Here is a 23,328-nt window from a genome sequence, read left to right as displayed (position 1 = left end):
TAAAAATTCCCTTATATATCCTATTTCCACACCCATTTTCTCTCCCCTGTCTGCCCCCGCCATTTCTTTGCTATTTTATTATTTTTTATATATCATAGGAACTAGCGCTTTTTATTCTATACATAATGGAATGAAAATATTTCGCAATAACTTCATAGCAGAAAGATGGTGAAATAGATTGCAACGCTTTATTAAATGGTTAGCAGTCATTACGAGTCTTGATTTATTAATAGTTTTACTAGGAGGCGCCTTAGTTACAAAAACAGGTTCTGGCCAAGGGTGCGGTAAATCATGGCCACTTTGTAACGGTGAATTTGTTCCATCTAATTTATCAATGGAAACTATTATTGAACTAAGTCACCGCCTTACATCAGGATCAGCAGGAATTCTTGTCACTCTCCTTTGTATTTTGTCCTGGAAATATTATAAACATGTGCGCGAAACAAAAACGTTAGCAATTTTATCCTTCGTATTTTTAGTTGCGCAAGCATTAATGGGAGCGGCAGCAGTTGTTTGGGGACAAATGCCAGCTGTACTTGCTATCCATTTCGGTATTTCCTTAATTTCATTTGCTTCTGTCATTTTATTAACGTGTCTTATCTTTGAAATTGATCAGAAATTTGATGCACGTTCACTTATTATGGACAAAAAAATGAAATTTCATATTTATGGTGTAACAATTTACAGTTATATTGTCGTCTACACAGGTGCTTTAGTACGTCACGAACGAGCTAGCTTAGCCTGTCCAGACTTTCCTTTATGTAGCAAAAATAGACCTATGCCAACTCAACTACATGAATGGGTTCAAATGGGACATAGAGTTGCAGCGATGTTAATTTTCGCTTGGATACTATACGCGATGATTCTCGCTATTCGCCATTACAAGCAGCAGCCTGTCGTATACTGGGGATGGATCATTTCATTTATCCTTGTTACACTTCAAGCTATCGTAGGAATTTTAGTCGTATTTACAAATGCTAATTTAGTAATGGCATTATTACATTCACTATTCATTTCTTGCTTGTTTGCTGTACTATGCTATTTAGTTATGTTAGGTACACGAAGTAAAGTGAATGCAAAAGAAGCTGAATCAACTTCTAAACAAACAAAATAAATTTAAATTAAAATACCTTGCTGAATTGGCAAGGTATTTTTTGCAATAAAGTGAAACTTTAATCAGTGGGGGTCTTCATCCCCCCACTGATTATTAGCCCGCACCAATCAAGCTTTTATGGGCAGTTGATCCCCCATCTAACTTCTTTGTTTTCGCTGAATTTTGAGGCGGGTGTCTTACTGCCCGGCGAATAGCGGGATAAAAAAAAGAGCTGCATTTACACAGCTCTTTTTCTTTTTTAGTGATCTAATTCAATGAGTAAGTCACCCGTCTGAATTGCATCTCCATCGCTAACATATACTTTTTTCACTTTCCCATTGAACGGCGCTTGAACTGTCGTTTCCATTTTCATCGCTTCTGTAATTGCCATAGAATCGCCTTTTTTCACTTCATCGCCTTCTTTAACAACTACTTTAATAACCGTTCCTGGCATTGTTGCACTAATGTGGTTTGGGTTTTCACGGTTTCCTTTCACACGTTGTGCCACTGTTGCTTTCACACTTTCGTCTTTCACAACTATCTCACGTGGTTGACCGTTAAACTCCAAGTAAAGAACACGATTTCCATCTGGCTGAGGCTCTCCGATTGATACTAGTTTAACCATCAATGTTTTACCTTGTTCGATTTCCACATTGATTTCTTCACCAAGTCTCATACCATAGAAGAATGTCGGTGTATCAAGCACAGATACACTTCCATAAAGCTCAGCAACTTTTTCGTAATCCATAAATACTTTTGGATATAATGCATATGCAACTACATCAAAAATCGTCACTTCGCGTCCAAGCTTATGGAATAGCTCTTCTTTTAACGCATCGAAATCTACTGGCTCTAATAATTCACCCGGTCTTACTGTTAATGGCTCTTTCCCTTTTAAAATAATTTCTTGCAACTTTTTCGGGAAACCACCATATGGCTGTCCTAAATCTCCTGAGAACATTTCAACAACAGATCCTGGGAAGTCCATAGAATGCCCACGCTCTAAAACATCTTGTTCTGTTAAGTGATTTTGAACCATAAATAATGCCATATCACCGACAACTTTAGATGATGGCGTTACTTTAACAATATCGCCAAACATGTCATTCACACGGCGGTACATTACTTTCACTTCATCGAAGCGATCTCCTAAACCAACCGCTTTCGCTTGTTGTTGTAGATTACTATACTGTCCGCCTGGCATTTCGTGCATATATACCTCTGTATGAGGTGCATTCATACCACTTTCAAACGGTGCGTAGTATTTACGCACATCTTCCCAATAATGAGATAGTTTTTCTAATGAATCTATATTAACGTCTGGCTGTCTTTCGTTTCCACCTAATGCATAGTATAGCGTGTTCGCACTTGGTTGTGACGTTTGACCAGCCATAGAACTTACTGCTACATCGACAATGTCAACACCTGCTTCAATTGCCTTTGTATACGTTAATATACCATTTCCACTCGTATCGTGTGTATGCAAGTGAATCGGAATCGATACCGTCTCTTTTAATGCAGAAACTAAATCATATGCCGCATTAGGTTTTAATAAGCCTGCCATATCTTTAATTCCTAATATATGTGCTCCTGATGCTTCTAACTCTTTTGCTAAGTTTTTATAGTAATTTAAATCATATTTACTACGTAACGGATCATGAATATCTCCTGTGTAGCACATTGTTGCTTCTGCAATTTTACCAGTATCTCGTACAGCATCAATCGCAACTCTCATACCTTCTACCCAGTTTAAGCTATCAAAAATACGGAACACATCAATTCCAGCTTGAGCAGAACATTCCACAAATTTTTGAATTAAATTATCCGGATAGTTTTTGTAACCAACTGCGTTTGAAGAACGAAGTAACATTTGGAATAAAACGTTTGGCATTTTTTCACGAAGATCTAGTAATCGTTCCCATGGATCTTCCTTTAAGAAACGATATGCAACATCAAACGTTGCACCACCCCACATTTCCGCTGAGAATAGGTTCGGTAACATTCTCGCTGTCGGCTCTGCAATTTGATGTAAATCTTTTGTACGAATACGCGTCGCCAGTAATGACTGATGCGCATCACGGAATGTTGTATCCGTTAAAAGTACACGCTTTTGATCTTGTACCCATTTTACTAATCCGTCCGCTCCACGCTCATCCAAAATTTGTTTCGTTCCATTTTGAACCGGCTCTGAGTGTAATACATTCGGTATACGAGCATCCGGGAAAATTGGTTTCTCTTTTTTCCCTACTCCTGGGAAGCCATTTACTGTTACTGACCCAATGTAATTTAACATTTTTGTTCCGCGGTCTTTACGTTTCGGGAACAGGAATAGTTCAGGTGACGCATCAATAAATGAAGTGTCATATTCTCCTGATAAGAAGTTTTTATGTTTTACTACATTCTCTAGGAATGGAATATTTGTTTTAATACCACGAATACGGAATTCTTTTAAGTTACGTTCCATTTTCGCAGCAGCTTGTTCAAAAGTAAGTGCCCATGTTGTAACTTTTACGAGTAAAGAATCATAGTACGGTGTAATAACAGCACCTTGGAAACTATTACCTGTATCAAGACGAACACCGAAACCACCGCCTGATCGGTATGCCATAATTTTCCCTGTATCCGGCATGAAATTATTTAGTGGGTCCTCAGTCGTTACACGAGATTGGATCGCAAATCCATGAACAACTACTTCCTCTTGCTTCGGAACACCTACCATTTTACTATGTAATGCATGTCCATCAGCTATTAAAATTTGCGATTGAACGATATCTACCCCTGTGATCATTTCTGTAATTGTATGTTCAACTTGAACACGCGGATTTACTTCAATAAAGTAAAACTCATCACCTTTTACAAGAAATTCTACTGTTCCTGCGTTTAAATAATTTACATTTTTCGTTAATTTCACAGCAGCATCACAAATACGCTGACGCAAATCATCTGAAAGCGACACACTAGGTGCGATTTCTACCACTTTTTGGTGACGACGTTGTACAGAACAGTCACGCTCGTATAAATGAACAACATTGCCCTCTTCATCTGCTAAAATTTGAACTTCTATATGTTTAGGTTTTTCAACGAATTTTTCAACGTATACTTCATCATTACCAAAGGCTGCTTTCGCTTCTGACTTCGCTCGATTATACGATTCTCTTAATTCTTCACTACTACGTACAATACGCATACCACGACCACCACCGCCAAGGGAAGCTTTAATAATAATCGGGTAATCATACTTTTCAGCAAATTCTCCAACTTCTTCTACTGAATTTACCGGCCCATCACTACCAGGAATAACTGGAATTTGTGCTAGCTGCGCTTGTGTTCTTGCTTTCACTTTATCTCCAAACATATCTAAATGCTTACTCTTTGGACCAATAAAGATAATCCCTTCTTCTTCACAACGTTTTGCGAATTGAATATTTTCTGACAAGAAACCATATCCAGGGTGGATTGCATCTACATGATTACTTTTCGCAATCTCAATAATGCCCTCAATATCTAGATAAGCATCAATTGGCTTTTTCCCTTCCCCAACTAAATAGGACTCATCGGCTTTATAACGATGATAAGAACCACTATCCTCTTTAGAATAGATTGCAACTGTTTTTAATCCAAGTTCCGAACAAGCTCGAAACACACGAATTGCAATCTCTCCACGGTTAGCTACCAATACTTTTTGAATACGTTGCAGCTTTGTCATGATTTTCCCCCTCTACTTTCCTACCACTCTAGAGATAAAATATATACACACCTTAAAAAGCGTGAAGTTCTTCACTTTCCACATTATATTATACTTAGAAAGCTTCACTTTATTTTTATCCATCATACCTTATTTTTTAACAAATGATAAGTTTTCTGTGCAATTTGTTTCACAAAAATAGTATAGCATACCTCTTCCTTTTCTAACAACTTAATTGTATATCACATTTGAGTTAATGTGATATATCTTTTAACTGAAAGAGAAATTAATACATCCTATTTAAAACAACTAAAAAATAAAAAAACACATCATGCTCTAAAGCATAATGTGTTTTTATTTTACAACTACAAGATGTGGTCCATTTTGTTCTCTTTCTTTCATTAGACCATTCTGTTGTTTCTCTTGTCGTTTCACGTGACTAGCAATATTGAGTAGTATTCCCATTGCAAGTAGATTAGCTAATAAAGAACTTCCGCCGTAACTAACAAACGGTAATGGTACCCCTGTTAGCGGTATTACTCCAGACATACCACCGACATTGATAAACGTTTGAACTCCAAACAAGCTTGCAATTCCGATAGCTATTAAACTTCCAAATGGATCTGTACACTTTTGTGCAACTCTAAATGACCGAATAATAATAAGTAATAAACAGATTAAAATGATAGCTACACCTATAAAACCAAGTTCTTCAGATATAATTGCCATTATAAAATCCGTTTGCGGTTCTGGTAAATAACCATATTTTTGTACACTATTCCCTAAACCTCTACCATTAAGCCCTCCAGAAGCAATTCCAATAAATGAATTCACTAATTGAAATCCATCCTTTTGAGGATCATTAAACGGATCAAGGAAAACAGAAAAACGTGCCTTTTGATATGGATTTAATGCATAATTACCAAGAAGATATAGTGCCGGAATCCATACTATAGAAGTTAAACCAATTCGTTTAATCCATAAGTTAACCTGTACTCCCGAACAAAGAAACATAATTCCTACTGTTCCTGCAATTAACAAATCAGTACCTAAATCATTTTGCTTTAATATTAAAAACATGATTATACCAACACCAATAAGTACTGGACCTGACCCTTTAAAAACAGGTGTATTCGTTTCTTGTCTTTTCGCAAAAAAATGAGCTAAGACGAGGATAACCGTTATCTTTACAAATTCCGCAGGCTGTATTCCAAATATCCATCCGTTTGCACCATTTACTGACTTAGTGAAAAAGGCAGCTGCAGCTAATAAGGCAACACTAGCACCGTAACTCCCCAACAAAAAAATTCGTTTTCTCCAAACTTTATATGGGATAGTAGCAATAATTATTAATACTATTGTCCCAACAACTAAAGTAATTAATTGTCTTTTAAAAAAGAAATTTGCTGGTTTATCAAATCGTGAAATCGCGACAATGGAACTAGAACTATATACCATTATAACTCCCAACACACATAAGATAACAAGAGGAAGTAATAATGAATAATCCATTGATTTCCATACTCTTTTCATTTCATTTCCTCTTTCTGTTTCAATTTAATTATTGTTGTATTCCATATGTACATTGATTCTTCCTGCTTTATTATACAAATAAAAAGCCCAAACTATTTCAGTTTGAGCCCCCCTATTTGAACCCGTTATTGTTGTTTGTTCGTAAATGCTTCATGAAGTGCAGATAACTCACGTTCAAGCTCTCCTAACATTGCTTTCCCTTGTTCTTCTGCAATAAGACCAAGGCGAACTGCAAAATCGACCTCGCGGGATAGTCCAAACATTTGTGTGTCTAACACTTCTTCATATAATGGACATTGCGGCATTGTAAGATTGTCCATTTGCACCTTAATAAGTCTTAAAATCTTCTCCGCATCCGCTTGTAGAAGGGCTAGTGCCTTTTCCTGATGATTTGATACTGTCTCAGACGCCAAATTGATTCCCTCCGTTTCCGTCCTACTCTCTCCTATCTATTAATATTAGCGATAGTTTTAGTAAATTGCAATAGAAACATTTTTTGTGACAACCGTGTCTAATGCTATTATACTGAAAAGTGGGAGTATAACACAAATGGGGGAACAACAATGAGCGAAATTTTATTTATCAATGGAAAAGTTCGTTTTCCAATCACTATCGATCCAACTGTTTGGATCTTTGATGATCGAAAAGTAGATTTGACAACTTACTTTGATGAAACAAGAGAAAACACTTCAGAACTAGAAGCTTATTTAAAAAACACTTCAGAGCATTGGGATCGCGAAATCCGTGATGGTGCTGCGTTTCCACCGATACAACAAAGTGTAAAGAAATATAAAAAAGAACAACTAATTACTGGAACGTTCGGTATACCATTTCATCCATTTCTTGCTAACGCCGAAATTTCAGAGGACGCTACGCAAGTCGAAATTGAAACAGTAGATCAAACAATAATACTTCCATTAGAAACTGTAGAAAATGCTATTCTTGGTTTTTCAAAAGAAGGAAAGCCATTAAAAGAGGATGGACCTGTTCATCTATATTACAATGATGGATCTAATAGACAAAATCCAATCCGTAACATCCGTAAATTTACAATTATTTAAAGTGTATACTTGGAAGAAAAAGGAGTGAGCCTCAGCTCACTCCTTTTATAATAAATCCGCTGCAAGTTGAGCTAAATTAGACCGCTCCCCTTTAACAAACTTTACATGACCACTAATACGTTGCTCTTTAAACTTCTCTACAACATATGTTAAACCATTATTATATTCATCCAAATACGGGTGATCAATTTGCTGAGGATCCCCCATTAATACAATTTTACTTTTTTCTCCTACCCTTGTTAATATCGTTTTCACTTCATGCTTCGTTAAATTTTGTGCTTCATCAATTATAATGAACTGATCTGGAATACTTCTCCCACGTATATAGGTAAGGGCCTCTACTTCAATCGAACCCATTCCAGCTAAAATAGCATCTAACTCTCCTGGCTTTTTCGTATTAAATAAGTACTCTAGATTATCAAAAATCGGTTGCATCCATGGTCTTAACTTTTCTTCTTTTTCTCCTGGTAAATAACCGATATCTTTTCCGACTGGAACAATTGGCCTTGCAACGAGTAGTTTTTTATATAGTCCTAAATCTTCCGTTTGCATGAGTCCTGAAGCCAACGCGAGTAATGTTTTTCCTGTACCAGCTTTCCCCGTTAACGTTACTAGCGGAATATCTTCACGAAGCAACAATTCTAACCCCATAATTTGCTGCACATTTCGTGGTCGTATCCCCCATACTTGTTCATTGTGAAAAATAAGTTTCTTTACCTTCTTACCTAAATGATCCACAATGCCAAGTGCTGAACTAGATCCCCCTAATGCATCTTTCATTACTACAAACTGATTTGGATAAAAAGGGTGATTTGCAATTTCGGATAAAGGCAATTCACCTTTTTCATAAAAATAATCTAATTGCTCTTTTGATATATACCCTTCTAAAAATCCTGAATATATATTATCTACTTCAATTACACGATCACTTAAATAATCTTCCGCCTTCAAACCAATTGCATCAGCTTTTACCCTTACGAGCACGTCTTTACTTACTAAAATAACAGACTTCCCGTCCTCTTTTTCTTGTTCTTCTAAAGATAGATTTTTTGCTACAGCTAAAATTCGATTATCATTTGTTTTTTCTACAAAAATATCTTGTAGTTGAACAAATGAACGATGATTTAATTCAATACGAAATGTACCGCCGTTTTCTAACGGAATACTTTCATGCAGCTTTCCTATTTCACGAAATTTGTCTATTAACTTAGATACATAACGAGCGTTTCGTCCTACTTCATCCATATAACGTTTTTTCGAATCAACCTCTTCTAATACAACTGCTGGAATCACTACTTCATTTGTTTCAAATGAAAAAATAGATAAAGGATCCTGCAAAAGTACATTCGTATCTAACACATAAATTTTATCCAACCTGTTACCCCCTGACTCCACTTTTAAATTTGTAGAACAAGGGTTTCATCCATAAAATATGGACGAACCATTGTTATAATTATATGTACCGTATAAACGAGGTAGAATCGAAATTCATAACCATGAAACCTTTTATTTATTTTTTATTCATTTCTATTCAATATATTACTTTTAATTATAATTATTAACATAAAATCACAATAACTGATTACAAAAGTTAATAACTTATTTTCTTATTTATCACATTTATAATTCTTTTATTCCTACTAACACTTGGTTATCCAGCTTTTTCGCTGCGCGAATATCATATGTTTTTTCATAGGTTGGCTCAGTTGCAAGCTTCGCTCCATAAAACATAACATCACGTACTTCTTGTACATTTACTTCTATTACAGTTAATTTTAGAGGAATGCCTTCCATTCTATCAGTCAAAATTTCACCTGCACCACTTATGGAAAATACGGATTCATTCGCCATTATAGTCAATACTAGCCCAGTACTATGCCGTATATTTTCCACAATACGTGAACGTTGATCTACTGCAAATCGAATACTAGTTTTACTCACTGCATACACCCAAGAAATAGCACTTACGTTAGGAACTTGTTTTTCGAAGTCTGTTGTTGCTACCATAACAATACATTCTTTACGTAACGTTTGTACTAAATCATCTGTTAATGTAGGATCTACTACATTCGCCATATTTCCACCTCCAAATATACTTACTATATCCTTATCATAACTTATTTTTCGAATTGCGAAAATATTATTTTTTCCCGCTATTATTCAAAAATATTACACTTCCATGATATACTTATACTGATAGAATTCGTATTGAGGTGACGAAATGAGAGTCAAGTGTATGATTTGTGATAAAAAAGATATGTTAGATGATGAAAATCCTACGGCAAAAAAACTACGTAACCGCCCTATTCATACATATATGTGCATGGAATGTTCGGAACGAATTGCAGAACGTACGATGGAACGTCATGCAAGTGGTAATTTCCGATTATACCGTGATAAAAAAGTCGAAGACGATTGGTAAAATGTAAATAAGTCCTTAATCATATAGATAAGGACTTATTTATATTTTTCAGGTTCACGATTCATTTGATCCACAAAACAATCAATAGCTTCTAACGGAAACCTTGCAGATTTTCTTTCTCCATTCATTTCATATGTAATCAAATACATTTCTTCATTCTTTTTAACTTCCACATTCTTTAATTTATGTTCTTCATATATCATATTTTCAAATAACAAATACGTTTCTTGTGCAGCACGATCATCTGGACGTGCTTCGGCAACTGTTTTAATTGTTAACCAATTATATAACGCATCTTGTACTGAACGCATAAAAATTTGCCCCCTCACCCTGCTTTTTGTTGTCTCGCTTGACGTAAACGCAACCTATAAATCCCAAGTACAATTGCCGCTACAACAAGGCCCTCTCCAACAGGTAAAAAAACTGCAAAGAAAGTTAAAACTGTACATCCAATCGCTAACGATATATATATCACTATATTTTTTATTATTGATAGTTTTCTTGCAAAACCTAAATTATACACAAGTGCACTTAATATAATAATGATGCCATACAGCAACCACATCCCTAGTTCCGGATTTTCATCAACTTTACATAATTTCGCAAAAAACGACATTCTTTCTAACATCATTCATCCCCCTTTCTCACAAGAAACAAATTTTATTTATGTACTTAATACAAGAGTAACCCGCAAAAAAAATACTGTCCACAAAAAAGAGTAAATATTCCAAAAATAAATACAATAAAAAACAGCCACCCCTCAAAGGTAGCTGTTCTATTATTTTACGCTTCTACAGATTTCTTTTTCTTAGCAGCTCTTTCGCGCTCGCTCTTATCAAGAATCTTTTTACGTAGACGAATTGATTCTGGAGTTACTTCACAGAACTCGTCATCGTTTAAGTACTCTAATGACTCTTCTAAAGTCATTAAGCGTGGTTTTTTCATTGTTGAAGTTTGATCTTTCGTCGCAGAACGAATATTAGTTTGTTGTTTCATTTTTACAACGTTAACTGTTAAGTCATTCTCACGAGTATGTTCTCCAACAATCATACCAGCATATACTTCTGTACCTGGTTCAACGAAGATTACACCACGGTCTTCAACTTGCATAATACCGTATTGTGATGCTTTTCCTGTTTCAAGTGAAACTAGAACACCTTGGCGACGTCCACCAACTTGTCCAGCGTGTACTGGTTGGTAGCAATCGAATGTATGGTTTAAAATACCGTAACCACGAGTTAATGTTAAGAATTCTGTTGTGTAACCAATTAAACCACGTGCTGGAACCATGAAAGTAAGGCGAACTTGACCGTTTCCGTTATTCACCATATCTAACATTTCACCTTTACGTGCACCCATAGATTCCATAATAGAACCAGTGTATTCTTCAGGTACATCGATTTGCACGCGCTCTACAGGCTCACATCTTACGCCATCAACTTCTTTAATAATTACTTCAGGCTTAGATACTTGTAGTTCATAACCTTCACGACGCATGTTTTCAATTAGGATAGATAAATGTAATTCCCCGCGTCCAGATACGATCCACGCATCAGGAGAATCTGTATTATCTACACGTAAACTTACATCTGTTTCTAATTGTGAACGAAGACGCTCTTCAATTTTACGAGATGTAATGAATTTACCTTCACGACCTGCAAATGGGCTGTTATTTACAAGGAATGTCATTTGTAGTGTTGGCTCATCAATACGTAATAATGGTAAAGCCTCTTCATGCTCAACCGGACATACCGTTTCACCTACGTTAATGTCTTCCATACCCGAAACAGCTACTAAATCTCCAGCTTTTGCTTCTTCAATTTCTTGACGTTTTAATCCAATGTAACCAAATAATTTCGTTACACGGAATTGTTTTACAGTTCCATCAACTTTCATTAATGCAACTTGTTGTCCTACTTTCATTGTACCACGGAATACGCGTCCAACCCCGATACGACCAACATAGTCATTGTAATCAAGAAGTGCTACTTGGAATTGAAGTGGCTCTTCGCTGTTATCAACTGGTGCTGGAATATGTTCAATAATTGTGTCAAACAATGATTTCATATTCTCTTCTTGATTTGCTGGATTTGAATCTAAGCTTGCTGTTCCGTTCATTGCTGATGCAAATACAACTGGGAACTCTAATTGATCTTCGTTTGCACCAAGTTCGATGAATAAGTCAACTACTTCATCAACTACTTCATCAGGGCGAGCGAAGTCACGGTCAATTTTGTTTACAACAACGATTGGAGTTAAGTTTTGCTCAAGAGCTTTCTTTAAAACAAATCGTGTTTGTGGCATACAACCTTCATATGCATCAACAACAAGTAGAACACCATCAACCATTTTCATGATACGTTCTACTTCTCCACCGAAGTCAGCGTGACCAGGTGTATCTAAAATGTTAATTCTTTTATCTTCATAGTGAATCGCAGTATTCTTCGCTAAAATTGTAATACCACGTTCTCTTTCTAGATCGTTTGAGTCCATTGCGCGTTCTTCAATATGTTCATTCGCACGGAACGTCCCCGCTTGACGTAATAACTGGTCAACAAGTGTTGTTTTACCATGGTCAACGTGGGCAATAATTGCTATATTTCGTAAATCTTGTCGTTTTTTCAACATGTCCAACTCCTAATGTCTTTTTAATCCTTCTCTATTATAAGAGCGAAGGGGATACAATGGCAATCAAAATAAAATCAAGAATGAAAATATAGTTGTATTCTTACTTTTGTGAAAGTAAAATGAGATTGGAGGGTGAAGAAATGGAACACATTCAATATCGCTTTTTATTAACTGCAATTATCGGTGTTATTTTCTTAATCGGTATCGGCATTATGGTTGCTGAAAATAGTCCCATCGGTATTATTATTTGCATTATCGGCACATTTGTTACAGTTGGATACGGTTTTGTAACAAAAAGAAAAATGCGTAAATCGAAATAACGTCAAAAAGTAAGAAGCGCTTATACAGCCTCTTACTTTTTTTGTTACTCCGCTATAAATCGTAACAACTCTTCATACACTCCTGGTTTTGCAACTAATACGCTGCTCTTCTCTACGATAGAAAGCGGGGATCCAGAAAAAGTTGTCACCTTGCCTCCAACTTCCTCTACAATTATCTGTCCCCCACCAAAATCCCATGGTGATAATCTCGGCGTTACATATGCATCTATTCTTCCTGTTGCAACGTATACCATCTCTAACGCTGCACAGCCATATGATCTCGTGCCTCTTGCTTTCTTAACCAGTGCCATCATACTTTCCTTATTAAGCATTGGATTGTCGGTAAGCCATATCGCATTTAAAGCTACAATACCTTGCTCTACAGTTCCTTTTTCCAATAAAGGTATTGGTACTTCATTACAAAATGCTCCAGCTCCCTTTACCGCATGGTATAATTCATCATGAACTGGATCATAAATGAGTCCAACCTTTCCGATACCGTTCTCATAAATTCCAATTGAAATTGCGAAATTTCTTTTTTGATGAACAAAGTTCATCGTGCCATCAATTGGATCAATTAACCAAACAACCCCATCAGAAGAAGTTACCTCATCTCCATAACCTTCTTCTCCTAAAATATTATGGTTCGGGAATGTTTCTTTAATTTTCCCAATTAAAAACTGTTCTATTTCTCGGTCCATATTTGTTACTAAATCAGCTGCATTGGATTTCGTTTCTATAATAAGTGCTTTTTCCATTGATGCCATTAAAAACTCTCCTGCATCTCGAATCCACTGTTTGGCGTGTGCATCGATGTCTTTCCATACTTCTTGCATGTTTAAACACTCCGATCTATACTGTTCACAGAAAAAACGAACCCTTTATAAGGTTCGCACCAACTAATTTTTTATACATATACTATTATTACGCTTCTAAACGAATCATTTCAAGTCTTAACACTTCTAACTTTTGTACACACTCTTCTTTTTTCAGTTTATCATTTTCCATCATCGCATCATATAAAGTTGCTAATTCATAATCTAGCTCCAAACGTAGCACCGGTATTCTCTTTTCAGCATCTGTTCTCTTTAACGCATTAATCACCTGTCTCATATTATTTGCCTCCTCCCAATATTCGTCTGCCCTCGGACTAGAATTGATTCAATTTTCTGATTTTTTGTTTTATACTATACTATGTTGGATAAATCATCTATGCAACAAAATTATATTTTTTTATTTAAATTTTTTTGTGCTGTTTTTTTTATGAATAGTACAAGCTATGCTAAAATAAAAGCAAAATAGGAGTTGGAGGAACAATCATGACACTACAAACATTCAAGTCAACTGATTTTGAGGTCTTTACAGTTGATGGTCTCGAAGAACGAATGAGTGCAATTAAAACGAACATTCATCCTAAGCTTGAAGCTTTAGGGGAACAGTTTGCAACGTATTTATCCAAACAAACTGATGAGAACTTTTTTTATCATGTAGCAAAACATGCACGCCGCAAAGTCAATCCACCAAACGATACTTGGGTTGCTTTTTCAACAAATAAACGCGGTTATAAAATGCTGCCACATTTCCAAATTGGATTATGGGGTACTCATGCCTTCATATACTTTGGTTTAATCTATGAGTGTCCACAAAAAGTGGAGACGGCTCACGCCTTCTTAGAACATTTAAATGATTTAAAAACAAATATTCCAAATGACTTCGTTTGGTCCATTGACCATACTAAACCAAGTGTAAAATTACATAAAACACTTGAAACAGAAGACTTACAAAAGATGATTGAACGTCTAGCTACTGTGAAAAAAGCAGAATTATTAGTTGGTATTCATATATCACCAGAGGAGTTTTCAGCAATGACCAACGAACAATTCCTTGCTAAGATTGAATCTACGATGCAATCACTCCTTCCTTTATATGCACTTTGTAATCGATAGTAGAAAACGGACAATTTATATTGTCCGTTTTTAGTTGTTATCACATTATATCACTTCAGTTTTCATTTTTCAAAATTTTTTTACATTTTCACAAGCTTTTGTTCTTCAGTTTCTTTCGCCCTTTGAATCGCACGGTATATAGAATATCCACTTACTTCTTGAAACTCTTTATCAATTTTCTTCTCTTCTGCTTTAGATGGAACAATCTCTTTAAAACGACGATATAATCCCATTAATTCTTCTCTTATAATTCCTTTTTCATATGCTTTCTCAATTGCTTCATAAAACTTCACAATTACAACCATTTCCTCATTTGACCAATTATAATCTAACGGATATTGATATTCCATTTCGCACCTCATTTATCATTTCTTCTTATTTCAATATGCTATCTTAAAGGGATTTTTTTCTTCTTCACTATAGCCACTTTGCATTATACACTATTTATTCATTGTGATGGAATTGTCTTCCTCTATAAGTTAATTGGAAATAACTATTTAACATACTCACTGTAAAAATATTTTTTTCTATACATCTATAATTATTGGTGATATAATGCTTTTGTTTTATAGAAAATAAAGTGAACCTACCATCTCAAAAATGCTTTTGTGATTGGCAGAAAAACAAGTCTCATTCTAAAAAGCACTTAACTTTTTTAGAACAAGATTATATAAAACAAACTCTAATAAATATTATGAAAAAGAAGGGGTGTATAGATTGTCCCAATACGAAACACCATTGTTTACCGCTTTAGTTGAGCACAGTAAGCGAAATCCAATTCAATTCCATATTCCTGGTCACAAAAAAGGACAGGGCATGGATCCTACATTTCGCGAATTTATTGGGCATAATGCATTAGCAATTGATTTAATTAATATTGCGCCGCTCGATGATTTACATCATCCAAAAGGTATGATTAAAGAAGCACAAGATTTAGCAGCCGCTGCATTTGGTGCAGATCATACTTTCTTTTCTATTCAAGGTACAAGTGGTGCAATAATGACAATGGTGATGAGCGTGTGCGGTCCTGGTGACAAAATCCTAGTGCCACGAAACGTGCATAAATCAGTAATGTCAGCTATTATTTTCTCAGGTGCAAAACCGATTTTCATGCATCCTGAAATCGATCCAAAACTTGGTATTTCACACGGAATCACAATTCAATCTGTCAAAAAGGCACTTGAAGAGCATTCAGATGCGAAAGGCTTACTTGTTATTAATCCAACATACTTTGGCTTTGCTGCGGACTTAGAACAGATTGTCCAATTAGCCCATTCTTATGATATCCCTGTACTAGTTGATGAGGCTCATGGTGTTCATATTCATTTTCACGATGAATTGCCGATGTCAGCGATGCAAGCCGGTGCAGATATGGCAGCAACAAGTGTTCACAAATTAGGAGGATCTTTAACGCAAAGTTCTATTCTTAACGTGAAGGAAGGCCTTGTGAACGTTAAACATGTTCAATCTATTATTAGCATGCTTACGACTACATCAACTTCTTACATCTTGTTAGCATCCCTAGATGTTGCTAGAAAACGTCTTGCTACAGAAGGAACAGCACTCATAGAACAAACAATTCAATTAGCGGAACAAGTTCGTGATGCTATTAATGCTGTTGAGGATCTTTACTGTCCTGGGAAAGAAATGCTAGGTACAGATGCTACTTTTAACTACGATCCTACAAAGATAATTGTATCTGTAAAAGATTTAGGTATTACAGGCCATCAGGCTGAAGTATGGCTTAGAGAGCAATATAACATTGAAGTAGAACTCTCGGATTTATACAACATACTATGTCTTGTCACTTTTGGGGATACAGAAAGTGAGACAAATACACTTATTGCAGCATTACAAGATTTAGCAGCAACATTTAGAAATAAAGCCGATAAAGGTGTTCAAATACAAGTAGAAATTCCAGAAATACCAGTGCTAGCACTTTCTCCTCGAGATGCTTTTTATTCGGAAACAGAAGTCATTCCGTTTGAAAATGCAGCAGGTCGTATTATAGCTGATTTCGTTATGGTTTATCCGCCAGGGATTCCAATCTTTACTCCGGGGGAAATTATTACACAAGATAACTTAGAGTATATTCGTAAAAACTTAGAAGCGGGTTTACCTGTACAAGGTCCTGAAGATATGACATTACAAACATTACGTGTGATTAAAGAGTACAAGCCTATCAGTTGATAGGCTTTTCTTTCACCTTTTTTCTCTTTTCCCATACGATATTAAGTAATGTAACGTATAGGTGGGGATACTATTATGATTGTAATAGGCCGTTCTATTGTACATCCTTATATCACAAATGAATATGAGCCATTTGCAGCTGAGAAACAACAAATTTTATCGATAATGGCAGGAAATCAAGAAATTTATTCCTTCCGAACATCTGATGAACTCAGCTTTGATCTAAATTTGCGAGTGAATATTATTACTTCTGCATTAGAACTTTTTCAAAGTGGATTTCAGTTTCGCACATTTCAACAATCCTTTTGCAACCCCCAGTATTGGAAAAGAACACCACTTGGAGGATTCGAGCTACTACCAAACATACCCCCTTCCATTGCCATACAAGATATTTTCAAAAACGGAAAACTATATGGAACTGAATGCGCCACCGCTATGATCATTATTTTTTACAAAGCTTTACTATCATTATATGAGGAAGAAACTTTCAACCGTCTCTTTGCAAACCTTTTACTTTATACGTGGGACTACGATCAAGATTTAAAGCTCATAACAAAAACGGGTGGCGATCTTGTTCCAGGTGATCTCGTTTATTTTAAAAATCCACAAGTGAATCCAGCTACGATCGAGTGGCAAGGAGAAAATACAATCTATCTAGGAAATTTCTTTTTTTACGGACATGGCGTAGGTGTAAAAACAAAAGAGGAAATTATATACTCATTAAATGAACGACGAGTCCCTTACGCTTTTATTTCAGCTTTCTTGACCGATACTATTACCCGTATTGATAGCCGTCTCATGAGCCACTACGCCTCTCCTAGCACTCCACAGACATCGATAGGATTTATTCCGATTAGAGATGATGCAATCGTTGCAACAGTTGGCCATACAACTACAATTTATTAAAAAAAGCGCCTACATATGTAGGCGCTTCTTCTTATTTAAGCTTTTGTATGTTCTTTATGGTCACATTCGCAATGAGATCCACATTTTCCGTATAGTACTGTTGATTTTTCATCTTCAAAATGTCCGATTGTTCCTTCACATACTTGGCATACGATTGTTCCCACTTTTCATTTCCCCCTGAGTTTTAATAATAATCTACTTATTTATAATTAAGCTTTCGCCTTGTCTCTATTAGCACAGTCACAATTTGTACCACATTTTCCGTAAAGCACTGTCGTTTTTTCATCTTCAAAATGTCCGATTGTTCCTTCACATACTTGGCATACGATTGTTCCCATTTTTCATTTCCCCCTAAGTTTATGGTCCTAAAAACTTTTAGCTGTCCATTTCCTATCAATTATTGGGCTTTTGTATGCTCTGTGTGATCACATCCGCAAGATCCACATTTCCCGTAAAGTACCGTTACTTTCTCATCCTCGAAGTGTGCAATTGTACCTTCACAATCTTGACATACGATCGTTCCCATTTTTCATTTCCCCCTAAGTTTATAATCCCAAAAACTTTTGTAACCGCTTAACTTTCTGTCTTTATTTTAATATGTTATACTTTTTACGTCAATAGGTTTTTAGTATAACACATTAAATATTTTTAATTTAAATTAGTATGCGATATTCGAACAAAAAAACAGCCATATTTATACGTACGACTGTTTTACATTAATTATTCTTCATATTCCGCATGCAAAGAAGTAGATGGGACTAAAAATTTAAAAAACTGAGCTAACTCTGCTGCTTCCTCTTCTGACCCTAATTTAAAAACTTCCTGTATATGTTGCACATTCTCTACATCATCTCTTCCAAGTAAAGTAGACCTTCCTGTTTGCATACAAACAATGAGCAGCTTTCCAAAAAACATATTTGTATAAATAACACCAAAATCATAACGAGTATCATGTGTCATAAACCCCAAAAATCGTACCTTCACACTTTCATGCTCATCATACAATTTTTCAAACATCGGTTTCCACCTTTCTACATCACCTTTCATTAGTATATTAAACAAAAAAAGGAATACTCCTTTTAATTGTCAAAAAATTCAGTAGGATGTAGAATGATAGTATTCTACTAAGTTAGGAGGAACTTATATGCAACATGCCTTTATTACGCTTGTACCTAAATCCAATCAACAAACTGTTTCAACAGATGATATAAAACAACTTTTTCAGTACTATAAAACAGTTACTTCCAAAACTGGTGTTCAAATTAATTACGCTTATACAAATACCGCTTTTCCTTATGAAATTTTAGATACATCAGCAACAACATTAAAACTACAAGCTACTCACGATCGATATGACTCCATATATGTTGGTGTTGGTATAGAAAAGGAACAATATTTTATTCAGATTTCTTTACCACCTAATGCAACATTCGGTGATAAAGGAAAAGCAAATGAATTTTGCCGTTTTCTAGCGAAGAAATTAGAAGGAGAATTACAATTATTTAATGGAAGAACAATGTATTTCTATAAACGTTAATTTAAAAACAAAAATAAATGATTAGAAAGATCATACTATTTGTGCAAGTAAGAAGCATCGCTTTTCTCCTTGCACTTAGTATGACATACGCTATTACATACGCTAAGTACAAAAATATAAGAAAAAGAAAAATTTTATAATGAAGTTTATCACGACTTGACAATAATAACACTACTGAAAATCCACTCCATAAAACTAGATGAAAAAATGAAGCTAGTGTAATTTTCATAGCGTTACCTCCTTTTTCTTCCTATTATATGCTTCAGCTCTTCCCTCTTAACATTTTGAAGGTAGAATTTTCCAAATCCCACCTAATTCATCGTTGTATTTTTCTTTTTCAAATTCTCCAACTATTCTAATGCGAATATTCCTCGTTTTTAACAATACATTCTCTCATATCTCCTATAAGATAGATTATTCATTCATCGCATGGCATACTCCTTAAAGAGAAAAGATAGAAAGGATTTAATGATACATGTTATTTAGCAATTTGTTTTTCTTATGCCTTTTTTTACCTGCAATTCTTTTCGTGTACTACTCAGTACGGAAAGAATTACAAAACATAGTTCTTCTATTATTTAGTTTATTATTTTATGCTTGGGGAGAACCAATATATGTCTTCCTAATGCTTTTTTCTATTTTCATCAACTATTGGTTCGAAATATGGCTTAATAAAGACCGACTGTCTAGTACAAATAGAACAGTTATTCTGACTATAGCAATCGTTGTCAATACTGCTATACTCGGATATTTTAAATACGCTAATTTCTTAGTAGATAATATAAATGACATTTTTCATACAAACATTGTACTAGAAAAAATCCCCTTACAATTGGGATTTCATTTTTCACTTTCCATGCAATAAGTTATATTATTGACATATATAAGAAAAAAGTAGAAGCTCAGCGAAATCTATTTGACCTTGCACTATACTTTACTATTTTCCCACAATTAGTAGCAGGACCCATTGTTCGATATAATACAATCGCTTTTCAATTACATGTTAGAACAGTTACTGCTGATAAGTTTTCAGAAGGAATTCGTCATTTTATCATTGGATTAGGAAAGAAGGTTTTAATTGCGAATCAATTAGGAGCTATTGCCGATGAAATATTTGCGATGGATCCAGCAACAATGAGCGTATCTACCGCTTGGATTGGTGCGATCGCTTACACATTACAAATTTATTTCGATTTTTCAGATTACAGTGATATAGCAATCGGATTAGGAAAAATGTTCGGATTTGATTTCTTAAAAAATTTCAATTACCCATATATTTCAAAATCCATCTCTGAATTTTGGTGTCATTGGCACATTTCACTTCGTTCTTGGTTCCGTGATTATGTTTATATTCCATTAGGTTGGAATCGCGTATCCACTTGGAAAATCTATCGTAATCTCTTCATTGTATGGGCGTTAACCGGATTTTGGCATGGAGCTAGTTGGACATTTATGATTTGGGGTATTTATTACGGATGTTTAATCGCTTTAGAAAAGGCTGGTTTCGAAAAATTATTACAAAAATTATGTTGGCCGATTCAACACGTATACGTTATGTTTTTAGTGATTATTGGTTGGATGTTCTTCCACGCTGATAATTTTAGCTACTGTTCTAAATTTTCACAAGCAATGTTCGGATTAAATAGATCGTTGACTGACATTACGAGTTATTTCTATGTGATGAATTATTGGGGAATCTTTAATACTTGCTATTATTACATCCGCTCCATTTTTCTCTTGGATCAAGAATCAATTAGCAAATAAAAAGGTAGTCATTTTATCTCCACTTTATTACTTGAGTGTCTTAATCATAACTATGATGTATTTAACGAATGCAACTTACAATCCATTTATTTACTTCCGCTTCTAAAGGAGGGCTAACTATGAAAAATTTCACTAAAGGAATTTACTCATGAACAATTAGAAGATCTATACTTTAAGACCGATCATCATTGGAATATGAAAGGTGCATTTTATGCATACGAGCAAACAATGAAGCACATTGCTAATGAATCTAAAACATTTAAAGGTAATGCTGTTAATCGAGATGATTATAAAATAACTATAGAAAAACCGAATGGACACTTTATCGGTAGTTGGAATAAACAACTGTATAATTTAATAGAAACACCTGAAACAATCCCATATGTACAATTAAAGCAAAACCCAAATATGTGGGATAATTACACTGTATATCTCGGTCCAAAATCAGAAGAATCGATGAAAATGCCGATGAAGGAATTCTTTGCAGTGGACAAAAATAAGCTTTCACCAGACTATAGTTCCGTTTACAAAACAGACTATGCACAGATAAATATTTTAAATCCAGATGCAAAAACCAAACTACATGCTGTCATTATTAAAGATTCTTATGCAGATGCAACTTATCCTTTATTTGCACAAGAGTTTGAACAAACAACATTTATTGATCCACGATTTGCGGCAAGCAAAAATGTAAAACAAAAACTCGAAAAACTAAATGCTGATATCGTGTTATTCCTTTATAATGACACTAGTACAAATAAAAAATGTATCAATTTGAAAATAAAGAATAAAAAAAACGTCTTCTAAATTTAGAAGACGTTTTTTTATAATTATTTTACAATGTGAATTGGCATTCCAAGAGCAACTTCAGCTGCTTCCATTGTGATCTCACCTAATGTTGGGTGAGCGTGGATTGTTTGAGCGATATCTTCTGCTGTCATTCCAGCTTCGATAGCTAAACCAATCTCAGAGATAATATCAGAAGCGCCTGCACCTGCAACTTGAGCACCTACAAGAAGACCATCTTCTTTACGTGTTACAAGTTGTAGGAAACCGTCAGTGCTGTTTAATGATAATGCACGACCGTTAGCAGCGAATGGGAACTTAGATACAGCTACTGTCATTCCTGCTTCTTCAGCTTGTTTCTTAGTGTAACCAACAGATGCTAATTCAGGATCAGTGAAGCATACTGCAGGAATTCCGATATAATCGATTGCTGATGCATGGCCACTAATTGCTTCAACAGCTACTTTACCTTCGTAAGAAGCTTTGTGAGCTAATGGTGGTCCAGGAACGATATCACCGATTGCATAGATGTTTGATACGTTTGTACGACATTGCTCATCGATTTCGATGATGCCGCGGTCAGTCATTTTAACTCCAACTTGCTCAAGACCAATTTCTTGAGTGTTTGGACGACGACCTACAGTTACTAATACGTAATCTGCTTCTACAGTTTGGATTTCACCTTTAACTTCAAAGCTAACTTTTACGCCAGTTTCTGTTTCTTCAACGCCTTTAGCCATAGCTTTTGTATGGATATTTACGTTACCTTTCTTTTGAAGAGCACGTTTAACAACAGAGCTCATAGCTTTTTCGAAACCAGCTAAGATTTCGTCGCCAGCTTCTACTACAGTAACTTCTGTACCGAAGTTAGCATATGCAGTTCCTAATTCCATACCGATGTAACCGCCGCCGATTACAACAAGTTTTTTAGGAATTTCAGGTAAGCTTAAAGCACCTGTAGAGTTGATAACACGTTTAGAGTATTTGAATCCTGGAATTTCGATTGGTGTAGAACCAGTTGCAAGAACAGCATTTTTAAACGTATACGTTTGTGCTGCATCTTCAGTCATTACGCGTAATGTGTTAGCATCTACGAAGTAAGCTTCACCGCGAATGATTTCAACTTTGTTACCTTTAAGAAGGCCTTCAACACCGCCAGTTAATTTCTTAACTACGCCGTTTTTCCATTCTTGAACTTTTGTAAAGTCAACTTTTACGTTCTCTGCAGTGATACCCATGTCATCAGAATGCATTGCATTCTCATAACGATGACCTGCATTGATTAACGCTTTTGAAGGAATACATCCAACGTTTAAGCATACGCCACCAAGGTTAGCTTTTTCGATAATTGCTACCTTTTGACCTAATTGTGCTGCACGAATTGCCGCAACGTATCCACCAGGACCTGCACCAACAACGACTGTATCTAATTCAATTGGGAAATCTCCTACTACCAT

25 protein-coding genes and 2 pseudogenes are annotated in these 23,328 nt (G+C 35.4%); 10 read left to right on the top strand and 17 right to left on the bottom strand.

The features are described 5' to 3' along the window. The first annotated feature begins 178 nt into the window (after positions 1-178). Positions 179-1,114, top strand: a complete 936-nt coding sequence (ctaA, locus tag DT250_RS12065) for a heme A synthase (RefSeq protein WP_001188735.1) — start codon at positions 179-181, stop codon at positions 1,112-1,114. 238 nt (positions 1,115-1,352) lie between these two features. Here the strand turns inward: ctaA and pyc are convergent, their stop codons facing one another. From pyc to DT250_RS12045, 3 genes are all read right to left on the bottom strand, one after another. Beyond that, positions 1,353-4,799 (bottom strand): pyruvate carboxylase, encoded by a 3,447-nt coding sequence (gene pyc / locus DT250_RS12060; protein ID WP_149213082.1) that lies wholly within the window; start codon positions 4,797-4,799, stop codon positions 1,353-1,355. Between the two features lie 333 nt (positions 4,800-5,132). After that, complete coding sequence (locus DT250_RS12050) at positions 5,133-6,311, bottom strand: FtsW/RodA/SpoVE family cell cycle protein (RefSeq protein ID WP_088064316.1); 1,179 nt, start codon at positions 6,309-6,311, stop codon at positions 5,133-5,135. Between the two features lie 125 nt (positions 6,312-6,436). Continuing rightward, positions 6,437-6,724 carry an Fpa/YlaN family protein gene (locus tag DT250_RS12045; protein WP_000135698.1) on the bottom strand — a complete coding sequence of 96 codons (288 nt, stop codon included), beginning with the start codon at positions 6,722-6,724 and terminating at the stop codon, positions 6,437-6,439. A gap of 150 nt (positions 6,725-6,874) precedes the next feature. Between DT250_RS12045 and DT250_RS12040 the strand changes: the two genes are divergently transcribed. Next, on the top strand, positions 6,875-7,372 hold the full coding sequence (locus tag DT250_RS12040) for a molybdopterin-binding protein (RefSeq protein WP_088123318.1): 498 nt from the start codon (positions 6,875-6,877) through the stop codon (positions 7,370-7,372). Positions 7,373-7,417: 45 nt separating this feature from the next. Here the strand turns inward: DT250_RS12040 and DT250_RS12035 are convergent, their stop codons facing one another. Both DT250_RS12035 and DT250_RS12030 read right to left on the bottom strand, forming a co-directional pair. Continuing rightward, a complete protein-coding gene (locus tag DT250_RS12035; protein WP_000358079.1) occupies positions 7,418-8,746 on the bottom strand; it encodes a PhoH family protein in 1,329 nt (442 codons plus the stop codon). A 246-nt stretch (positions 8,747-8,992) separates the two neighbouring features. Beyond that, positions 8,993-9,448, bottom strand: a complete 456-nt coding sequence (locus DT250_RS12030) for a PNPOx family protein (RefSeq protein ID WP_000024571.1) — start codon at positions 9,446-9,448, stop codon at positions 8,993-8,995. A gap of 145 nt (positions 9,449-9,593) precedes the next feature. On the opposite strand from DT250_RS12030, the gene DT250_RS12025 reads away from it, so the two are divergent. Continuing rightward, positions 9,594-9,794, top strand: coding sequence for a YlaI family protein (locus DT250_RS12025; protein WP_002093346.1), 201 nt, complete (start codon positions 9,594-9,596; stop codon positions 9,792-9,794). Between the two features lie 35 nt (positions 9,795-9,829). Here DT250_RS12025 and DT250_RS12020 read toward each other — a convergent pair whose 3' ends face one another. The 3 genes from DT250_RS12020 to typA form a co-directional block, all read right to left on the bottom strand. Further along, positions 9,830-10,105 carry a hypothetical protein gene (locus DT250_RS12020; RefSeq protein WP_088064318.1) on the bottom strand — a complete coding sequence of 92 codons (276 nt, stop codon included), beginning with the start codon at positions 10,103-10,105 and terminating at the stop codon, positions 9,830-9,832. A gap of 14 nt (positions 10,106-10,119) precedes the next feature. Then, on the bottom strand, positions 10,120-10,422 hold the full coding sequence (locus DT250_RS12015; protein WP_000893656.1) for a YlaH-like family protein: 303 nt from the start codon (positions 10,420-10,422) through the stop codon (positions 10,120-10,122). 155 nt (positions 10,423-10,577) lie between these two features. Next, a complete protein-coding gene (gene typA, locus DT250_RS12010) occupies positions 10,578-12,422 on the bottom strand; it encodes a translational GTPase TypA (RefSeq protein WP_000914755.1) in 1,845 nt (614 codons plus the stop codon). A 140-nt stretch (positions 12,423-12,562) separates the two neighbouring features. On the opposite strand from typA, the gene DT250_RS12005 reads away from it, so the two are divergent. Continuing rightward, on the top strand, positions 12,563-12,742 hold the full coding sequence (locus DT250_RS12005) for a DUF5325 family protein (RefSeq protein ID WP_000400128.1): 180 nt from the start codon (positions 12,563-12,565) through the stop codon (positions 12,740-12,742). 44 nt (positions 12,743-12,786) lie between these two features. Here the strand turns inward: DT250_RS12005 and DT250_RS12000 are convergent, their stop codons facing one another. After that, entirely contained in the window at positions 12,787-13,578 is a 792-nt protein-coding gene (locus DT250_RS12000) for an inositol monophosphatase family protein (RefSeq protein ID WP_048546124.1), read from the bottom strand. Positions 13,579-13,666: 88 nt separating this feature from the next. Next, the gene (locus tag DT250_RS11995; RefSeq protein WP_001250166.1) at positions 13,667-13,855 is read right to left on the bottom strand and encodes a hypothetical protein; all 189 of its coding nucleotides are present in this window, start codon (positions 13,853-13,855) and stop codon (positions 13,667-13,669) included. Positions 13,856-14,061: 206 nt separating this feature from the next. On the opposite strand from DT250_RS11995, the gene DT250_RS11990 reads away from it, so the two are divergent. Continuing rightward, positions 14,062-14,688 carry a YktB family protein gene (locus DT250_RS11990; protein ID WP_000175087.1) on the top strand — a complete coding sequence of 209 codons (627 nt, stop codon included), beginning with the start codon at positions 14,062-14,064 and terminating at the stop codon, positions 14,686-14,688. Positions 14,689-14,768: 80 nt separating this feature from the next. On the opposite strand, the gene DT250_RS11985 is transcribed toward DT250_RS11990, so the two are convergent. After that, positions 14,769-15,038, bottom strand: coding sequence for a UPF0223 family protein (locus DT250_RS11985; protein WP_000456567.1), 270 nt, complete (start codon positions 15,036-15,038; stop codon positions 14,769-14,771). 367 nt (positions 15,039-15,405) lie between these two features. On the opposite strand from DT250_RS11985, the gene speA reads away from it, so the two are divergent. Both speA and DT250_RS11975 read left to right on the top strand, forming a co-directional pair. Continuing rightward, positions 15,406-16,878: an arginine decarboxylase gene (speA, locus tag DT250_RS11980; RefSeq protein ID WP_000084901.1), complete on the top strand. Its 1,473-nt coding sequence runs from the start codon at positions 15,406-15,408 to the stop codon at positions 16,876-16,878. Between the two features lie 75 nt (positions 16,879-16,953). Next, on the top strand, positions 16,954-17,784 hold the full coding sequence (locus tag DT250_RS11975; RefSeq protein WP_000635322.1) for a protein-glutamine gamma-glutamyltransferase: 831 nt from the start codon (positions 16,954-16,956) through the stop codon (positions 17,782-17,784). 35 nt (positions 17,785-17,819) lie between these two features. On the opposite strand, the gene DT250_RS11970 is transcribed toward DT250_RS11975, so the two are convergent. The 4 genes from DT250_RS11970 to DT250_RS11955 all read right to left on the bottom strand — a co-directional run bounded on the left by DT250_RS11970 (position 17,820) and on the right by DT250_RS11955 (position 18,801). Further along, the gene (locus tag DT250_RS11970) at positions 17,820-17,948 is read right to left on the bottom strand and encodes a GapA-binding peptide SR1P (RefSeq protein ID WP_000536796.1); all 129 of its coding nucleotides are present in this window, start codon (positions 17,946-17,948) and stop codon (positions 17,820-17,822) included. Positions 17,949-17,993: 45 nt separating this feature from the next. Beyond that, entirely contained in the window at positions 17,994-18,122 is a 129-nt protein-coding gene (locus DT250_RS11965) for a GapA-binding peptide SR1P (protein ID WP_000536801.1), read from the bottom strand. 59 nt (positions 18,123-18,181) lie between these two features. Next, positions 18,182-18,310 carry a GapA-binding peptide SR1P gene (locus tag DT250_RS11960; RefSeq protein WP_000536778.1) on the bottom strand — a complete coding sequence of 43 codons (129 nt, stop codon included), beginning with the start codon at positions 18,308-18,310 and terminating at the stop codon, positions 18,182-18,184. 194 nt (positions 18,311-18,504) lie between these two features. Next, on the bottom strand, positions 18,505-18,801 hold the full coding sequence (locus DT250_RS11955) for a DUF3055 domain-containing protein (protein ID WP_088064496.1): 297 nt from the start codon (positions 18,799-18,801) through the stop codon (positions 18,505-18,507). Positions 18,802-18,928: 127 nt separating this feature from the next. Between DT250_RS11955 and DT250_RS11950 the strand changes: the two genes are divergently transcribed. Then, positions 18,929-19,321: a DUF1885 family protein gene (locus DT250_RS11950; RefSeq protein ID WP_149213081.1), complete on the top strand. Its 393-nt coding sequence runs from the start codon at positions 18,929-18,931 to the stop codon at positions 19,319-19,321. 1 nt (position 19,322) lies between these two features. On the opposite strand, the gene DT250_RS11945 is transcribed toward DT250_RS11950, so the two are convergent. Next, complete coding sequence (locus tag DT250_RS11945; RefSeq protein WP_048546134.1) at positions 19,323-19,550, bottom strand: hypothetical protein; 228 nt, start codon at positions 19,548-19,550, stop codon at positions 19,323-19,325. Between the two features lie 246 nt (positions 19,551-19,796). On the opposite strand from DT250_RS11945, the pseudogene DT250_RS11940 reads away from it, so the two are divergent. After that, positions 19,797-21,191 (top strand): annotated as a pseudogene (locus DT250_RS11940) (MBOAT family O-acyltransferase). A 29-nt stretch (positions 21,192-21,220) separates the two neighbouring features. Next, positions 21,221-21,876: pseudogene (locus tag DT250_RS11935) on the top strand (DHHW family protein); the annotation flags it as partial. A 39-nt stretch (positions 21,877-21,915) separates the two neighbouring features. Here DT250_RS11935 and lpdA read toward each other — a convergent pair. Continuing rightward, positions 21,916-23,328, bottom strand: a complete 1,413-nt coding sequence (gene lpdA, locus DT250_RS11930) for a dihydrolipoyl dehydrogenase (RefSeq protein WP_000260106.1) — start codon at positions 23,326-23,328, stop codon at positions 21,916-21,918.

The organism is Bacillus sp. AR2-1, assembly GCF_008368755.1.
In the GTDB taxonomy this organism is placed as follows: domain Bacteria; phylum Bacillota; class Bacilli; order Bacillales; family Bacillaceae_G; genus Bacillus_A; species Bacillus_A wiedmannii.
The sequence above is the reverse complement of the archived record's forward strand: the minus strand, read 5'-3'. Positions and strand labels throughout refer to the sequence as shown.

What these genes read in the sequence shown, in the direction of transcription:
- pyc (WP_149213082.1), bottom strand. Translation starts at nt 4,799, where the DNA reads ATGACAAAGCTGCAACGTATTCAAAAAGTATTGGTAGCTAACCGTGGA.
- DT250_RS11995 (WP_001250166.1), bottom strand. Translation starts at nt 13,855, where the DNA reads ATGAGACAGGTGATTAATGCGTTAAAGAGAACAGATGCTGAAAAGAGA.
- DT250_RS11960 (WP_000536778.1), bottom strand. Translation starts at nt 18,310, where the DNA reads ATGGGAACGATCGTATGTCAAGATTGTGAAGGTACAATTGCACACTTC.
- DT250_RS12000 (WP_048546124.1), bottom strand. Translation starts at nt 13,578, where the DNA reads ATGCAAGAAGTATGGAAAGACATCGATGCACACGCCAAACAGTGGATT.
- DT250_RS12030 (WP_000024571.1), bottom strand. Translation starts at nt 9,448, where the DNA reads ATGGCGAATGTAGTAGATCCTACATTAACAGATGATTTAGTACAAACG.
- lpdA (WP_000260106.1), bottom strand. Translation starts at nt 23,328, where the DNA reads ATGGTAGTAGGAGATTTCCCAATTGAATTAGATACAGTCGTTGTTGGT.
- typA (WP_000914755.1), bottom strand. Translation starts at nt 12,422, where the DNA reads ATGTTGAAAAAACGACAAGATTTACGAAATATAGCAATTATTGCCCAC.
- DT250_RS11945 (WP_048546134.1), bottom strand. Translation starts at nt 19,550, where the DNA reads ATGAAAATTACACTAGCTTCATTTTTTCATCTAGTTTTATGGAGTGGA.
- DT250_RS12025 (WP_002093346.1), top strand. Translation starts at nt 9,594, where the DNA reads ATGAGAGTCAAGTGTATGATTTGTGATAAAAAAGATATGTTAGATGAT.
- DT250_RS12005 (WP_000400128.1), top strand. Translation starts at nt 12,563, where the DNA reads ATGGAACACATTCAATATCGCTTTTTATTAACTGCAATTATCGGTGTT.
- DT250_RS11975 (WP_000635322.1), top strand. Translation starts at nt 16,954, where the DNA reads ATGATTGTAATAGGCCGTTCTATTGTACATCCTTATATCACAAATGAA.
- DT250_RS11955 (WP_088064496.1), bottom strand. Translation starts at nt 18,801, where the DNA reads ATGTTTGAAAAATTGTATGATGAGCATGAAAGTGTGAAGGTACGATTT.
- DT250_RS11965 (WP_000536801.1), bottom strand. Translation starts at nt 18,122, where the DNA reads ATGGGAACAATCGTATGCCAAGTATGTGAAGGAACAATCGGACATTTT.
- DT250_RS11985 (WP_000456567.1), bottom strand. Translation starts at nt 15,038, where the DNA reads ATGGAATATCAATATCCGTTAGATTATAATTGGTCAAATGAGGAAATG.
- DT250_RS11950 (WP_149213081.1), top strand. Translation starts at nt 18,929, where the DNA reads ATGCAACATGCCTTTATTACGCTTGTACCTAAATCCAATCAACAAACT.
- DT250_RS12020 (WP_088064318.1), bottom strand. Translation starts at nt 10,105, where the DNA reads ATGCGTTCAGTACAAGATGCGTTATATAATTGGTTAACAATTAAAACA.
- DT250_RS12040 (WP_088123318.1), top strand. Translation starts at nt 6,875, where the DNA reads ATGAGCGAAATTTTATTTATCAATGGAAAAGTTCGTTTTCCAATCACT.
- DT250_RS12015 (WP_000893656.1), bottom strand. Translation starts at nt 10,422, where the DNA reads ATGTTAGAAAGAATGTCGTTTTTTGCGAAATTATGTAAAGTTGATGAA.
- DT250_RS11990 (WP_000175087.1), top strand. Translation starts at nt 14,062, where the DNA reads ATGACACTACAAACATTCAAGTCAACTGATTTTGAGGTCTTTACAGTT.
- DT250_RS12050 (WP_088064316.1), bottom strand. Translation starts at nt 6,311, where the DNA reads ATGAAAAGAGTATGGAAATCAATGGATTATTCATTATTACTTCCTCTT.